The following is a 15,966-nucleotide window of genomic DNA, read 5'->3' on the forward strand; positions in this document are numbered from 1 at the left end:
TATAGAAAAAACTCCCGCTTGCCGAAAAAGATGGCAGCGGGAGTTTTTTTGAGGTTGGGCGTTGCTTGGGGGAGATCATGCTGCGGCAATGACTTGCGGAGATCATTCTAGTCCAGCATATACTCGCTATATTTGTTTTTGCGCGGATTTAATACAAACAGGATGCCGCTGGCGTAGCCAGTTACGGCATTGAAGTTCCGCTTCAGTGTAGACTTGGCCGTCAGATAGGTTAGCGTCCATAACAGGGCGGCATAATTCTTCACCGGTGCTTTGCGCAGATTCAGCAGATAATAATGATTCACCGCCGTCGCCCGGGCGACCCGTCCGGCCTTATCGCGGGAGCTTGGCGATTCATGATGGGTAATCTTCATATCGGGATTAATAACCAGCTTGCCGTATTTACTGGCCAGATGGCACATATAAATATCATCGGCTACCGCATAGCTGGTCATCCACGGGTAAGGCTTCATGTCCTTCAGCGACTCCCGGCGGAATGACATGTTGCAGCCGTGGAAAAAGTCCGTCTCAAAAATATTCTCGGTCTCACCCCAGAGCAGCAGAGACCCGGCGAGGGTGCTTGCCGACAGTCTGCCGGGCGAGTGTGACATTTGGCAGGTCAGCATACCCAGCAGCTTGCCGGACGGACTGCTGGAGAGGCCTTTGGCAATGCCGCCTACACCGACAATGGAAGGATCAGAGTCATAAGTGTCGAGCATCCGGCGGATGTAGAGCGGATCATCCAGCTCAGCGTCATCATCGAAGCTCAGCACAATCTCCCCGTCGATCAGTCCGAGCGCTTCATAGCGGGAGAGCCAGACGCCGGGTTTGGTTTTGCGGTAATAATGAAGCTCGGCACTAGGCATCTGCGCCAGCACTTTACGGAAATACTCCAGCACCTCTTCCTCAATTTCACCGTCATCAACAATCAGCAGCTCGATCGAGACTTCCTCCAGCTCAGTCTGCCTGCCGATGGATTCAATGCATAGAGTCAGATCTTTAATTCGGTTACGCGTGGGAATGACTATGGATACATCATGCATGCTGCTGCTCCTTCCGGGACGCCTGAATCGTCCGCCTCATTTAGATAAATAAGAAATCCACCGAAAATTCATGTTAATACCAGTGTACCCCCCCTTTGGAAGGCCGTATATACCACTTTCGTTTACTTTTTTTTATAGCGTTTACCATTATAATTGGTAGGAAATAAGTTGCAGTTATTTTTATGAAATATGAACTAGTTGGACAAAACCCGGGCCTAGGCCAGTTTTGCCGCAGTAAATCATAGCAGTATATCCTAACAAAACTTAAGTGCACGCTTTCGAAGCCAGTTTTGCCGCAGTAATTCATAGCAGTATATCCTAACAAAACTTAAGTGCATGCTTTCGAAGCCAGTTTTGCCGCAGTAATTCATAGCAGTATATCCTAACAAAACTTTAAGGAGGAGACGTTATGCATGTCGGGATCTTTATGCATACCAATTACTTTGAAGATTTCTTCGTAAAAGGCCTGGGTCTTACGGAAGAGGAATATGTACAGTCGTATCATAACGATTTTTCTTTCGACTATGCCCGTCTCTTGCATCGTAAAGGCATCCAAACCACCATCTATAATTTCACACGGACCGGGGATAAAGTCCGCACTTACCGTCACGGCATTGTGGATTGTACGATTAAGTTCATTCCGGTAGGCCTGCTCTACAGGTCCTATTGTCTGATTCCGCTGTCGCACCGCACGCCGATCGGTAAATTCATTTCACAATATGTATCAACCATTCAAAAAGATCTGGCTGACATTCTGCGCGGCGACGGAATCAGCCTTATTTATGCCCAGGAGTATGCCTCCGGAAGGTTTGAACGGCTGGCTGTAACCGCCAAGCAGCTGGGAATTCCAATTGTCGCCGCGTACCACGGGGGAAGTATTCATAAGTGGATTATGCCGATCAAGAAGCATACGCTGCACAAGGCGGCGTTTCTGACCACACTTAATGAAGATGAGCAGAAGAGCATGGTGGATCATTTTCCGGCGATGGCGGACCGGATCCGGCTGCTGCCCAATTTTGTGAACGCGGAGATTTTTTACCGGCGGGATAAGCAGCGGGCCCTTGCAGCACTGGGGTTGAACCCGGAGAACCGCTATATCATCACTGTGGGCCGGCTGTTTGAACACCAGAAAGGCCATTCGTTACTCGTTCAGGCAGCAGAGAAGCTGCGGCATATCCCGGATCTTAAGATCCTGATCGCCGGCGGCGGGCCGGATGAGCAGAGCCTGAAGGCCCTGATCCGCGAAAAAGGTCTGCAGGATACATTCATCCTTCTCGGTACAGTCCGGGACAAACATGTACTGGCTAACTATTATACGGCCTCCGAGATGTTTGTTCTGCCCTCGCGTTATGAGGGGTTACCGCTGGTCATTCTGGAGGCTGGTGCCTGCGGACTGCCCACGGTCGGATTTAACGTAATGGGGGTAAGGGGACTAGTGAAGCAAGGACTTAGTGGCCTGCTCACCGATGGACTTGATCCGGTGGGGCTGGCCTCCTCTATTGAAACCCTGCTCGGCAATCCGCAGTTATGCGCCGAGATGGGTGAAGCTGCCCAGGAGATTGTCCGGTCCAACTATTCAGAGGAGATCATCGGGACCCGATTGTATAAACTGCTGCACGAGAGCCTGGGGCTGGACCCGGCAGAGGCGGAAAAGCTGGCTGCTGTTACACCTCCGGATCTGGGCCCGCCTGTTCAGTTGTAATCCTATCTACTCCCCGTGCAAAACGCGCCGCATATTAGGGCATACTGTTCGTCAGACAACTGACGAAGCAGGCTGCCCTTTTTGTCGTATGGAAATGAGTAGACTCCCGCAGATAGTGTTTGTAATTTTCGGTTTATAACTATATAATTGTAAGTGACATATTTTTTGTTAATGAATTTGATGTCACTTATAAGTAGACTCTTTACTCAAGATACCTGACCATTAGGAGGAAATCACAATGAGAATAGATGTATGGTCTGACTATGCCTGCCCCTTCTGCTATATCGGCAAAAGACGGCTGGAGCACGCGCTCAGCCAATTTGCAGATCGTGACAAGGTGGAGGTAGTGTTCCGCAGCTTCCAGCTGGACCCGTCTGCCCGGACGGATGAAACCAGAGATATCCATGACATGCTGGCTTCCAAGTATGGAATGACCCGCGATAAAGCGCAGGCAATGAATGCACAGCTGGCGGACCAGGCCAGTGGCGTCGGTCTGCAGTTCAACTTTGATACAGTGGTTCCAACCAATACCTTTGACGCTCACCGTTTGAACCATTATGCAGCTACCAAAGGCAAAGCCAAAGAAATGACCGAACGTCTGCTTAAAGCGTACTTTACCGATTCTGTGAATATTGGGGACCACAAAGTTCTGGCCCTTCTTGCCGCAGAGGCGGGGCTCGATGCAGAGGAAGCTTCAGCAGTGCTGGAAAACGGTGCTTATGCAGATGAAGTGAACCAGGATATCGCAGCGGCTCAGCAATTAAACGTCACCGGTGTGCCGTTCTTCGTTTTCAATAATAAATATGCTGTATCCGGAGCCCAGCCCGGCCCGGTATTCACCGAGGTGCTCGACACCGTGTGGGCCGAGGAGCAGAAAACGCCGGAGCTGCAGGTTGTAGGACAGCCCAAGTCCCAGGCTCCTGACGCGGAAGGCTGCGATGACGGTTCCTGCAGCATCTGACCTGCGGATAGCTGCCTAGCTCAAAACGAAGAAAGCCCGTTCTCCATTCGCTGGAGGGCGGGCTTTTTGGCAATGCAGCTATCTTTCTATCTAAAAGAAGTCACGAGACCCGAAAGAAGTGTCCGCACATCATATTGATACTGATTGATCGGTTCAACAGGGCGGTTAACACCCATTAAGGTATAAACGGCGAGCCGCGCCGCTCTTACCGAATATTCCTCGGTGAACACGACATCATCCGGGATTTCGCAGAACTGGCTGATGAACGCCAGGTTGGTCGAGCCTTCCGGCACAACCTTCGGACGGTCGCTGTTCAGCCGCGGCATGAACTGGGATGTGATGTACGGCATCATGCAGGGAATACAGTTGGCGGTGGCCATAATTTCATCTTTGTGTGCTTCAAAATGCAGATGGCCGATCAGCTCCTGCATAATTTCTTCCCCGGTACAGTCGCACATTCTCTTCTTGACGAAATCGCCGACGTTATCCGGATACAGCCCGTAGCCCCAGAACACCGTGACATGCTCCGGCTGCCCCCGGAAATGCGGCTGGAAGGCCAGCACCACCGACATGAACCAGCTGGAATCCTTGAAGGTGACCAGTGCGCCGGTGCCTGCGCGGTTGCGGGTGAACTTCTCCATGAGATCGAAGAAGGCGGAATCCTGGAAGGTCACGGTGAAGGACTCCCATTTGGATTCATCGACATGATCATCGAAGGCGGAAGGATTGCCGAGTCCAGGCTTCTTGGCGGCGATGTTCTCCCATAGCTTCCATGAGCTGCCTTTGCCGTTCAGGCGGGGAGAGGAGGTCATCGATCCGAGGCTGGAACCTTCGGTCATCGAGCCGTTGGTGACAATGACGAGGTCGCCTTCCTGCACCTCAATAACATCCGGCACACCCTGGCGGGACACGTTCATTCCGGTAACCGTAATGCCGTCACCATCTTTGAACTGAAGATCGGTTACGGTACATTTCAAGGTGAAGTCCACACCGAATGGCTCCAGATACTTGTGCAGCGGCTGGATGATGGAGTCATATTGGTTGTACGGCGTGCGGGTTACCCCTTCCAGGGTTTGAATTCTCGGGAATTCATGCATGAAGCGGAGCATGTACCGTTTGAACTCGACCGCGCTGTGCCACGGCTGGAAGGCGAAGGTGGTGGCCCACATGTACCAGAAGTTTGTTTTGAAAAAGTGCGGGCCGAACCAGTCGTTGATCCGCGCCTTGCCCATGGCTTCTTCCGGTGTAATGATCAGCTTGCCCATCGCCAGCCGGTCCGCCATATCGAAGCCCATAGACAATACATCCTGCACTTCACCTTTGCTGTCGACCAGACGCGCATTGGAATGAGTCGGGTTAGCGTTGTCAAAGGCAATGATTTCTTCCCGCACCGATTGTCCCGGATGGTCAATAGACGGGATTGTATTTAAAAGCTCCCATAGATTCTCGTACGCTTCATCGTTAAGCATCCGTCCGCCGCGGATAACATATCCGTGCTCCACATCGCCTGCGCCGTCATTGCTGCCGCCGAGGATTTTCATCTCCTCAATAATGTGAATGTTCTGTCCCGGAAAATCACAGTCTCTGACGAGGTAAACCGCACCTGCAAGGGATGCAATTCCGCCGCCGACAAAATAAACCTGCTGGTTACCGTACTCTTTTTTCACAAAAGTCGCCTCCATAGGGTTGCTGATTACTGTTAACTCTGTTGCTGTCCCTAATGTAATACACGGGTAGCACATAAGGTATAATCAAAACCGCCGGAGTGTATGGATTTTGGTCATTTGGCAGAAAGTGTATAGTTTTTTGACAACAAGTTGAAACGCATAGCCGTCCTTTATGAGGCGTTATCCGTTTCTGCGAGAAATAGAAGGATAATTTATTGCGTAAGACAAATAAATTTTTATATTTAAAAAAGCCGCGCACCCCAAGGTTACGTCAGCTTCTTCTCGTATTTATGCAGCGCTCTGGTGAAGTTGCCCTCAATCAGCACGCTGAGCTGTTCAATCATATATTTCGGCTGATCCTTCATCCCTCCGCGCATCCACTGAATGACGAGACCGGTAAAGGCCAGGGTATAGAAATTGGCAATAAACCGCTTGTCCTCACCGCTGACCTCCATTCCGGCTGACAGCTCTTGAATCACACCCATCACGAGGTCGTTCGTCACATCATACAGGTAAGCGTCCAGATGGGTTCTGCCGAGTGAATCCAGTGTGTTGTAGCAGAAGGCTCTGTTGCTCTCGATATAACAGAAGATCCGGTAAAAGCCGTCCGTCCACGTGCTGTAGCTGCGGTACTTGGCAATGCTCTCCACCGCTTCTGTCCGGTAAATCCAGCCCAGGAGCTCGAAGATATCCTGAAAATGATAATAAAAGGTCTGACGGTTCAGCCCGCAATCGTCGACCAGATGCTTGACGGTAATTTTGTTCAGCGGGGTGTGCTCCATTAGCTGTTTTAACGAATGGGCAAGCGCATTTTTGGTCAGAAAGGAAGTGGACATGGCTTTTGATCACCTCATCTTGTAGTCCTGTAACAGACGCTAATGCAGTAAAAAAGGCTGGTTTATACCTGACGCCGGCGTTTGATCAGCAGATATACTCCTTCAGCAGCCAGGCCCAGGACGAACCCTCCCAGCATAGACATGCCGAAGGACAGAAATCCCGCCAGATCCTCCCAGCCGGACATATCCCTGTACGTATAGCTAGCCATTACAACAAATCCGAGAATAATGCCGGACGTAGAGCATAGCCAGAGCAGCCGGGCACCTAGCCAGCCCAAAAGATGGATCAGTCCGGAAACGACCAGGGCCGACAGGGCAAAACGCAGGGCAATCAGCGCATTAAACGGTTCGCCCAGCAGCAGAAAACGGTGCAGAAGCAGCAGCAGCCAGAGCAGGACGCCGTAGATGGCCATCCAGCGGAACCAGGAATTGCTTTTGACAGGCGGCAGGAAGTTCATGGCTAAAGGTTCACCCCATTCTTAGTTTATACCCCTTCCAGCTCTTCCGCGCTTTGCAGCAGATATTTCAGCAGGTCAGGAATGTCTTCCATTTGCGCTTCGGTAATTTGCCGGTTGAACGTCAGCTGGATACAGTTGTGGTAAGTGTCGCCTTCTGCACCATAACGGAAGCTGAGTGACTGCTCAGGCTTCAGATCAGGCCCCCAGATGCCGGAGAGAATGCGTTCAATCGCCGGACACTGAAGCGCCACATCTTCAATTTCCATATAAAAGCGGAGCAGGAGACTGCAGCCGGGATCGCTGCCCGGGGTTTCCAGGATTTCATCGCTCAAATCCTTCACCGACGAGAGGAGCACAACCTCAGAGGTTACTTTGTATCCGCCGCTCAGCTTGAACGACAATGTGAATTCCCTGGACATCAGCGCCAGATTGAGCAGGTCGGTGCGGTCTGTGATGATAAGGATTCCATCCAGATTGTCATAATCGTACAGCTGGTTCTCAAGGGAAACTTTAATATTGTCAAAAACAGTAGGATGGAACAAGGGCGCACCTTCTCGGCATTTCTCTTTATTGTACCATGACGCAAAAAGGAGTGAAAATGTTCCCGCATTTGATCTATTCTATAAGGAGAGACAAGTATATTCTTCTACTAAGATGAAGGAAGTGGAGTGCTTAAATGAGCTACAGTTACTTATCACATCTGGAATGTCCGCAGTGCGGAGACCACTACGAGGCGGAGAAGGTGCAGCAGCTATGCGTGTGCGGTTCACCGCTGCTGGTGCGTTATAAGCTGGACAAGCTGAAAGAGGACCTCCGCCGGGAAGAGCTGGACGGAAGAAAAGCCGACCTGTGGCGCTACCATGAGCTGCTGCCTGTAGTGGATGAGGCGAATGTGGTAACTTTGGGCGAGGGGATGACACCTTTGCTTGAATTGCCCCGTTTAGGTGATGACTACGGGCTTAGCAGCTTATTCATGAAGGATGAGAGCCTTGTGCCGAGCGGCAGCTTTAAAGCACGCGGTGCGGCGGTGGGCGTCTCGAAGGCCAAGGAGCTGGGCGTTAAGAAGCTGGCAATGCCGACCAACGGCAACGCCGGTGCTGCCTGGGCACTCTACTCCGCCCGTGCAGGCATTGAGGCGACCATTGTGATGCCGCAGGATGCGCCGAAGATCACACGCAGCGAAGTGGCGCTTGCCGGAGCACGGCTGTATTTGGTGAACGGCCTGATCAGCGACGCCGGTAAAATCGTCGCCCGCGAGGTTGCGGACAAGGGACTGTACGATGCCTCCACGCTGAAGGAGCCTTACCGCATCGAGGGGAAGAAGACGATGGGGCTGGAAATCGCCGAGCAGCTCGGCTGGGAAATGCCGGATGTCATTTTGTATCCGACCGGAGGCGGCGTAGGTCTGATCGGTATTTACAAAGCGCTGCAGGAGCTGAAGGAAATCGGCTGGCTAGAGGGCAGGCTGCCCCGGCTGGTGGCCGTGCAGGCTGAAGGCTGTGCGCCAATCGTCAAGGCGTGGGAAGAGAAGGCTGAACGGTCGGAGTTCTGGCCGGACTCTGAAACCGCCGCCTTCGGAATCAACGTGCCGAAGGCGCTCGGTGACTTCCTGGTGCTGAAGGCAGTTTATGAGACGGACGGTGCAGCCATTGCTGTATCGGATGCAGAGATGAGCCTCGAGCAGGCAAAGATCGCCCGGCTGGAAGGCTCGTTTATCTGTCCGGAAGGGGCGGCGGCTTTTGCCGCGGCACGCAAGCTGGCGCAGAACGGCTGGATTAAGCCTGATGAGCGGGTTGTTGTACTCAACACTGGTGCAGGGATTAAATATCCCGACTCGGTGCAGATAGATCCGCCGCTGCTGGAAATCGGCGAGTTTATCTAATATTTATGCGCATGTAAACAAGGGGTGTTCCGGCAGCGAAGCTGCAGGAACACCCCTTGTTTTTTAACACTAGTTCGTCGGCGCAGGTGCGGTGTACTTCAGGAATGTTTTTGGAATCGGGCTCTCGAAGGTCAGCAGGTCTCCGGTTGTCGGGTGAATGAAAGATAGGACACGGGCATGCAGGCCCAGCCGGCCGACAGCTTTGGTTTGTGCACCATATTTCTTGTCTCCGGCAATGGGATGGCCGATATCCGCCAGATGTACGCGGATCTGATTCTTGCGCCCGGTTTCCAGCCGTACTTCCAGCAGCGAGAAATGGCGGTTCGCCTGGATCAGCTTATAATGGGTCACGGCATGCTGGCCGTCGCCCTCGTGGGGGCTGGAATACATTTTGAGCGTGGAGGTTTCTTTCAGCCAGGAGCTGATTGTGCCTTCAGCTTTTTTTACTGCGCCTTCCACCAGTGCCACATAGGAGCGTTCCTTCACTGTATCCTTCCAGGTATTCTGCAGCTTCTGTTGAATCTGCTCGCTTTTGGCAAACATCATGACGCCGGAGGTGTCGCGGTCCAGCCGGTGCACTACAAAAATGCGGTTGCGCGGATTCGTAAGACGGACATGCTCCATCAGCTGGCGGTATGCCGTCTGTTCATTTTCTTCACCCGTGGCGATTGACAGCAGACCTGCATCCTTCTGGATTACAATCAGATCATCATCTTCATGGACGATAGTCAGTCCGACCATCTCTTTGGCCTGCACTTGCTTCTCCAGATCGACGGTTACCGTCTGACCGGGGTGGAGCTGGAAATTATGCTGGGTAACGGCTTTGCCGTTCACCGATACCTGTCCGCGGGCCAGCAGTGACTTAATGGAATTGCGTCCGCGGTTCGTAAGGGTCTTCAGCAGAAAAGGGAGCAGCTCGGCAGGCTCAGCTACGGCGTAGGTTTTGACTGGAACCGGTGTTTTCGCTTTAGCTGCTTGGCCAAGCTTGCCGGCGGGTTTATTAGAATGGCTTCTTGCACCTGGTTTAGACTGTGATGGGGAGGAGGCTCCTGGTTTGGCGCCGCGCTTGGACGCCTCTTTGGGATTTCTTCTCGTGTTCATGCATACATTCTCCGTCCTATAATAGAGTACTCCTCAATATACCATGGGCGGTGAAGAAATACTATGGAGCGGGTGGCACATGGGCTTCCCGGCTGAAGGAGGTACTACAGATAAATCAGCAGACCGGCCAAGATCAGCAAAGCTGCAACGGTGTAGCTCCAGCCCAGGATGGACGTAAGCCTCTGTTCCCGGGCCCAGCCGCTTGTCCTGTAGATGTTCCGGTCCACGGCCAGCAGCACCAGCCCGGCAAACAGCAGCACCATAATGCTCCAGGCTAATAATCGGATCATCGATATTCCCCCTTTGAATGGCTTCATTTTACCTGTCTTTCAGTCCTACCCGCCGCAAATGCATATGCAGCTTAGCCTCTACCTGAATCCCGCCATAGATTTCTTCCCAGTCCTTTTTCTCATGAATATGCTGCTTCCAGTACTGCGGATGGCGGGCCCGGATGATTTCACCCATCCCGAAAATATCGGAATGATCAGTCTGGGTGTGCCGGATCAGACCATCCACAACACCCTGTATCTGCTCGTTGAACTCCAGCTCGATCTCATGCAGGGCGGCAGAGGAATTGACTGGCTTTTTGCTGTCAAAGTGCTCATCCAAATCCCCCTCCAAAAAAAGCTCATACACAAGACAAGGTTTGCCGTCTTGAATGGTACTGGATACCTTTGTAAAGCGGCGGTTGGTTTTGATCATCACGATACCCATATTTTTGGTGGTGAACAAGGTCGAATAGCCGCCAGGGTCTATTCCCTGGACCGCCATGAATGCGCCGATTTCCAGCGGCTTCGTGGTGTTGACCATTTGATTGCCGCTAAAATAAGCCAAGCCGTTAATGAGAATGTTTTCTTTGTTACGCAGTGCCACATAAGGCAGATAGGCGCTTTGTCCCAACTTCGAATCTGCAGACCAGAACGTGCCGAGATAATCGCGGGGGAATTTCCCGCTGGTCACAGCCTTTTCCATCATGGACAGGATATATAGGGTAGGTACCCTCTGCAAAGGAGGATCTACATCCATGAATACTGAAGCTTTGCCCTCTGAGACCAGCAGCCAGGTTCTGCGCCTGATCTCGGGATTGCGCCGCAGATAATCATTCAGCTCTTCCATTCTTCCCCGCGCAATCTCCTCGCTGATGATGATCACCCGCAGATGAACGAGATAACGGGGATCAGCGATCTGCTGCTGCAGATTATTCATCGCATCATCCAGTGTGTGGCCCACCACGGTAACTACCCAGACCGGACTTGTCTTGGAGCCGCCGCTTGAACTCCCGCTCCCCGGACCCAGCGGTACACGGCCCGGGACAGCGATTTGTGCAGTTACAGTGATGAATTCTTTCGGCAGATGGTCTTCGTTCAGATGAGTGACCTTCTCCTCTTGTGCCATCTGTTCCGGAGAAGCAGCATCAATGGACAGTCCAAGCACCAGTGCGCGGTCCTCAATTTCAACCTGATCCCAGCAGCCTGCCAGAAGCAATGATGACATGATTAACACTGCAATTATTATGAGAAACCTCCGGATCAGCTTCATCCTGACGCTCCTTTCTTACGGAACCGGCGGAACAGGAACAGGGCCCACAGCAGAGCTACATATCCGGTCAATACCATGAGAGAAACATTCCCCAGGGTGAGCGACCAGGTGTAGGTCTCGAAAACATTAGACGGCAGCATGGCGGTGATAAAGACCAGAGGCAGCAGCACGGTAGAGGTACTCCGCTGATCCTGGAAGTTACATAAATTCTGCAGCAGGACAGCTGCTAAATAATAGGTGGTGTAAACAGTGGTGTAGACCGAAATGACCCACAGGACGATAAACAGTGCATCCAGCCGTTCCAGAAACCCTTCGCCAACGGCTGCGGAGCGGGCGGATTCCAGTGTCGGGTAGATCAGCAGCTTGGTCTCTTCCGAGCCGAACAATCCTACCGAAGCTATGACGATCAGGAGATAGAGGAGGCCGGCAACGGCAATGGCGAGTGCGCCTGCACGTACTGCCTGTTTCGGTTTTTGCATATAAGGAACCAGCAGGATGATCACAAAGGAGCTCTGAAACAGATAGCTGGCTTCCCGGGCGCCTCTCCAAAACGAAACCGAGGGCATCGTCAGCACCGGCTGCAGATTCAGCCAATCGATATTCCGCATGGAAATCAGCGTGATCAGAACAGTCGGGCCGATAATCAGCGGCAGATAGAAGAAATGAATATACGAAAACTTGATAATACTCCTTCTGGCCGACAGCTGGCAGATCAGCAGCATAAGGAAGATCGTGGCTTCAATTGGCGTTTTCTTGTACAGCACGGTGGTAGCTACATCTCCGAACTGGCGCACGGTAAGACCGGTGAGCAGGGTGAAAATCAGAAAAATCAGCAAAGTGAATACGAATGCTAGTGGGCGCCCGAGCAAGCGCCGGCTGAAGACAAACAGCGGCTCCCGGGGAAAGCGCCGGCACAGTGAAGCCAGCAGCCAGAAGCTGATGAAAGAAATAACGATGCCGCAGAAGGCAACAAAGGGAGCACTGCTGCCTCCGGCAACAGCCATATACCGGGGAAAGCTCAGAATCCCTACACCGATAATTGTGCTACTGATCACGGCTGCCGCCCGCAGCGTTGTGATCTGCCTTGGAGTGTTCATCCGCTTCACCTCCCTGCTGAAGAATCTGGTCTGCATAGGCTCCCGGAATGGAAGCGGGAAGTCTGGAGCTGTCCTGAATATGCAGAAAGCTGGGACGGCGGCGCATCCACCATAAAGGCACCCTCACGAGCGTGTCCTTCCAGTCGCGCCAGTTACCGGGAATAAACGGGGACATATAAGGCACACCGAAGGATTCCAGAAACAACAGATGGTTGATAATCAGGATCGTGCCAATCATGCCCCCGTACATACCGAACATCCCGGCCAGAATAATAAGTGGAAACCTCAGCATCCGCAGCGCTATCGCGGCGTTGTAGGCCGGAGTAGCGAAGGATCCGATGGTTGTTAGTGCTACAATGACGACAGTGATCGGACTGGCCAGCCCGGCAGCTACTGCAGCTTGGCCGATGACGAGTACACCCACTATGGACAAGGCTCCGCCGATCATCTGTGGCAGGCGGATGGTCGCTTCCCGCAGCACCTCCATCGACACCTCCATAATCAGCACCTCAATCACCGCCGGGAAGGGAACACCTGCCCGGCCCCCTGAGATTGCGACGGCGAAATCGGTAGGCATCAGCTCCGGATTGAAGGAAATCACGGAGACATATATGGCTGGGAAGAACAGGGAGAACGATAATGCGACCAGCCGGATCAGCCGGATCAGGCTGCCCATAATAAACCGCTCGGTGTAGTCATCGACGGTCTGGAAAAACTGGTTGAACAGGGCGGGGACCACAAGGGCAAACGGTGAGCCGTCAACAAGTATCGCCACCCGCCCTTCAAGAAGCGCAGCCACCGTTTTGTCCGGCCGCTCCGTACTCTGTACCTGCGGGAAGGGGGAGAGGGGCTGATCTTCAATAAACTGCTCGATATATCCGGCATCAATAATACTGTCTGTATCAATAATTGAGATTCTGCGCATGGCTTCGGCTACAAGCTGCGGATCGGCTACGCTGTCCAAGTAGCATAGGGCCACCCGTGACTGGGTCCGGGTCCCGAGCGGGCTGATTTCGATACGGAAATCCGTACTTTGCAGCCGGTAGCGCAGAAGTGCGAGGTTGTTTTCCAGCTTTTCCACATAGCCTTCCCGCGGTCCGCGGATCACCTGCTCCGTTTGCGGCTGTTCTACACCGCGCATGTCAATCTGCCGCATATCAAGCAGGAGAGCCTCATTCACTCCCTCAATCAGCAGGACCAGCTCACCCTTAACGATGGCGGGCGGCAGGGAAGAGATTAACTGCTCCGTAGTTCCCTGTGTTACTTGTACGGCCGTATTCCAGATATAATGAACCATATCCGCAAGGTTGTCCGTAAAGCCGGGATGCCCGGAAGGCCGGGCCATCAGCGGCTTCAGGATATGCTCCTGAATCTGCTCCTGGCTGACCAGTGAGGAGAAGAAGACCATCGAGGCCGGGTATTTTCCGAATAGCAGAAAATCACGGACCACCAGGTCGCCGCTTTGACCCAGTAGGGTCAGCAAAGACTCCAGATTGTCTGTCAGGCTATGGCTTAGGCTGTCAGAGCCGGGAGCAGACGGGGGGCAGGACTGCTGCTTTTGAACATATGAAGCATACTTTTCTTTCCAAGCTTCCAGATCGGCCGCCTCCTTAGACTGACAGTTTAGAAGATCACTATAAAGTGTTGCTTGGAATGGCTTTTTTTATGTAATTGGAATATGGAACCCGCAAAGAGAATGAGCTCATTTCTCCTTCCCGCGGTTGCTCAATACCCGGTTGCCCGGTAAACTAAAGAAAGAAACATGTGTATGCTTCCGAAGCTAGTTTTGTTGCGAAGCGTTTCCTCAGAAGCATATGTCAACAAAACTTTTAGGAGTTATGATAGAGATGAAGATGCAAGCACCTACTATGGAACAGGCGCAGGCTGAACTGCAAAAATATTACGGTTATCCCGATTTCCGGGATGGCCAGAAAAAAATCGTGCAGCATTTGCTGGAAGGCGGCGATACGCTGGGCATCATGCCGACCGGCGGAGGCAAGTCGATCTGCTACCAGGTTCCGGCACTGCTGATGCCTGGGCTGACGCTGGTCATTTCACCGCTGATTTCACTGATGAAGGATCAGGTGGACGCCCTTACAACAGCCGGGATCCCGGCTGCCTATATTAACAGCACCCTGAGCGGCAAAGAAGTGAATGAACGGATCCGCGCCGCTCGGCGGGGCGAGCTGAAGCTGCTGTATGTTGCACCGGAGCGGCTGGAGCTGGACTGGTTCCGCCTGGAGATGGCAGGCTTGTCCATTTCCTGCGTCGCTGTGGATGAAGCGCACTGTGTCTCGCAGTGGGGGCATGATTTCCGTACCAGCTATCTTGCGGTATCGCCGTTTGTAGAGGAGCTGCCGCAGCGGCCGATTCTCGCAGCCTTTACGGCAACGGCAACGCCTGAGGTCATGGAGGATATGGTCCGGCTTCTGCGTCTCCGCCAGCCCGGCGTGTTCATGACCGGCCTTGGCCGGGACAATCTGGCGATGTCGGTGCTGCGCGGAGAGAACAAACGAGAGTTTGTACTCGATTATACTGCCAGCCACTCTCACCAGCCGGGGATTGTATATGCTGCAACCCGCAAGGAGGTCGACGACCTGTACCAGAGGCTGCAGGCCTCGGGAATCTCCGCCGGACGCTATCATGCCGGAATGAGCGACCAGGAGCGGGCGGACAGCCAGGAGAAGTTCCTCTATGACGATATCCGTGTCATGGTTGCGACCAATGCCTTCGGGATGGGGATCGACAAATCCAACGTACGTTATGTTATCCACTACAATATGCCGAAGAATATGGAGGCGTATGTCCAGGAGGCCGGACGTGCCGGCCGGGACGGGGAGCCGAGTGAATGTATCCTGCTGTTCAGCGCACAGGACATTATGACACAGAAGTTCCTGATCGAGCAGAATCCGCAGGACCCTGAACGCAAAGCCAATGAATACCGCAAACTTCAGCAGATGATTGATTACTGCTACACCACCCGCTGTCTGCGCAGTGCGCAGCTGGAGTATTTCGGCGAAGACCACGGGGACAAGCCCTGCGGGATTTGCAGCTCCTGCACGGATGAGCGTGAGCTGGTGGATATGACAGTGGATGCGCAGAAGATTTTCTCCTGCATCCACCGGATGCGGGAACGGTACGGGGTGGCGCTGGTTGCTTCCGTGCTGAAGGGTTCACGTAACCAGAAGGTGCTGCAGTACGGTTTCGAGAAGCTGCCGACTCACGGTGCGATGTCCAGCAGGACGGAGAAAGAGATTACCGAGAGCATCAATGTGCTGATCTCGGAAGGTTATCTGGCGCTGTCGGAAGGCCAATACCCGGTCGTGCGGCTGCAGCCGCTGGCCGCCGAGGTGCTGCGCGGCCAGCGTGAGGTGCAGCAGCGGGTGGCCCGTCCGCTGCTTACCGGAGGTGCCGGCTCAGGACGGAGCCGCAGCCGGAGCTACGATCTTTCGCCGTCTGCGGTCAACGAGACGGTGTTCGAGCAGCTGCGCCTGATCCGCCGCGAGCTGGCGGGGCGCGAGCATGTGCCGTCCTATATTATTTTCAATGATGCTACTCTGCGTGAGATGAGCGTGGTTTGTCCGCAGACCGAAGCGGAAATGCTGAGGGTTAAAGGTGTAGGTGAAGTGAAATACCGGAAATACGGCAAGCCGTTTCTGGAGTTTTTTCAAAATGAAATGTAA

The 15,966-nt window shown here is 53.2% G+C and carries 14 protein-coding genes; 4 read left to right on the top strand and 10 right to left on the bottom strand.

Going from position 1 to position 15,966, the window contains the following annotated elements:
* Window positions 1-107 precede the first annotated feature (107 nt).
* Window positions 108-1,040, bottom strand: a complete 933-nt coding sequence (locus QU597_RS06235) for a glycosyltransferase family 2 protein (protein WP_310831844.1) — start codon at window positions 1,038-1,040, stop codon at window positions 108-110.
* Window positions 1,041-1,449: 409 nt separating this feature from the next.
* Between QU597_RS06235 and QU597_RS06240 the strand changes: the two genes are divergently transcribed.
* Complete coding sequence (locus QU597_RS06240; RefSeq protein WP_310831845.1) at window positions 1,450-2,742, top strand: glycosyltransferase family 4 protein; 1,293 nt, start codon at window positions 1,450-1,452, stop codon at window positions 2,740-2,742.
* Window positions 2,743-2,980: 238 nt separating this feature from the next.
* Complete coding sequence (locus tag QU597_RS06245) at window positions 2,981-3,703, top strand: DsbA family oxidoreductase (protein WP_310831846.1); 723 nt, start codon at window positions 2,981-2,983, stop codon at window positions 3,701-3,703.
* Between the two features lie 86 nt (window positions 3,704-3,789).
* Here the strand turns inward: QU597_RS06245 and QU597_RS06250 are convergent, their stop codons facing one another.
* From QU597_RS06250 to QU597_RS06265, 4 genes are all read right to left on the bottom strand, one after another.
* The gene (locus tag QU597_RS06250; protein ID WP_310831847.1) at window positions 3,790-5,370 is read right to left on the bottom strand and encodes an oleate hydratase; all 1,581 of its coding nucleotides are present in this window, start codon (window positions 5,368-5,370) and stop codon (window positions 3,790-3,792) included.
* 266 nt (window positions 5,371-5,636) lie between these two features.
* Window positions 5,637-6,206, bottom strand: coding sequence for a TetR-like C-terminal domain-containing protein (locus QU597_RS06255; RefSeq protein WP_310831848.1), 570 nt, complete (start codon window positions 6,204-6,206; stop codon window positions 5,637-5,639).
* Between the two features lie 62 nt (window positions 6,207-6,268).
* Window positions 6,269-6,664 (bottom strand): hypothetical protein, encoded by a 396-nt coding sequence (locus QU597_RS06260; protein WP_310831849.1) that lies wholly within the window; start codon window positions 6,662-6,664, stop codon window positions 6,269-6,271.
* 26 nt (window positions 6,665-6,690) lie between these two features.
* A complete protein-coding gene (locus QU597_RS06265; RefSeq protein WP_310831850.1) occupies window positions 6,691-7,206 on the bottom strand; it encodes a hypothetical protein in 516 nt (171 codons plus the stop codon).
* Window positions 7,207-7,340: 134 nt separating this feature from the next.
* Here QU597_RS06265 and QU597_RS06270 point away from each other — a divergent pair, with 134 nt between their 5' ends.
* On the top strand, window positions 7,341-8,546 hold the full coding sequence (locus tag QU597_RS06270; protein ID WP_310831851.1) for a threonine synthase: 1,206 nt from the start codon (window positions 7,341-7,343) through the stop codon (window positions 8,544-8,546).
* Window positions 8,547-8,615: 69 nt separating this feature from the next.
* On the opposite strand, the gene QU597_RS06275 is transcribed toward QU597_RS06270, so the two are convergent.
* From QU597_RS06275 to QU597_RS06295, 5 genes are all read right to left on the bottom strand, one after another.
* Window positions 8,616-9,647 (bottom strand): RluA family pseudouridine synthase, encoded by a 1,032-nt coding sequence (locus tag QU597_RS06275; protein ID WP_310831852.1) that lies wholly within the window; start codon window positions 9,645-9,647, stop codon window positions 8,616-8,618.
* A gap of 104 nt (window positions 9,648-9,751) precedes the next feature.
* Window positions 9,752-9,937, bottom strand: a complete 186-nt coding sequence (locus QU597_RS06280) for a CLC_0170 family protein (protein ID WP_310831853.1) — start codon at window positions 9,935-9,937, stop codon at window positions 9,752-9,754.
* Between the two features lie 28 nt (window positions 9,938-9,965).
* The gene (locus QU597_RS06285; protein ID WP_369698839.1) at window positions 9,966-11,186 is read right to left on the bottom strand and encodes a Ger(x)C family spore germination protein; all 1,221 of its coding nucleotides are present in this window, start codon (window positions 11,184-11,186) and stop codon (window positions 9,966-9,968) included.
* Complete coding sequence (locus QU597_RS06290) at window positions 11,183-12,283, bottom strand: GerAB/ArcD/ProY family transporter (RefSeq protein WP_310831855.1); 1,101 nt, start codon at window positions 12,281-12,283, stop codon at window positions 11,183-11,185. The genes QU597_RS06285 and QU597_RS06290 overlap by 4 nt, the downstream gene beginning before the upstream one ends.
* Window positions 12,231-13,880, bottom strand: coding sequence for a spore germination protein (locus tag QU597_RS06295; protein ID WP_441295344.1), 1,650 nt, complete (start codon window positions 13,878-13,880; stop codon window positions 12,231-12,233). Before QU597_RS06295 ends, QU597_RS06290 begins: the two co-directional genes overlap by 53 nt.
* A 250-nt stretch (window positions 13,881-14,130) precedes the next feature.
* Between QU597_RS06295 and recQ the strand changes: the two genes are divergently transcribed.
* Entirely contained in the window at window positions 14,131-15,966 is a 1,836-nt protein-coding gene (gene recQ / locus QU597_RS06300; protein WP_310831857.1) for a DNA helicase RecQ, read from the top strand.

The sequence above is a fragment of the Paenibacillus pedocola genome, assembly GCF_031599675.1.
Classification (GTDB): Bacteria; Bacillota; Bacilli; order Paenibacillales; family Paenibacillaceae; genus Paenibacillus_AQ; species Paenibacillus_AQ pedocola.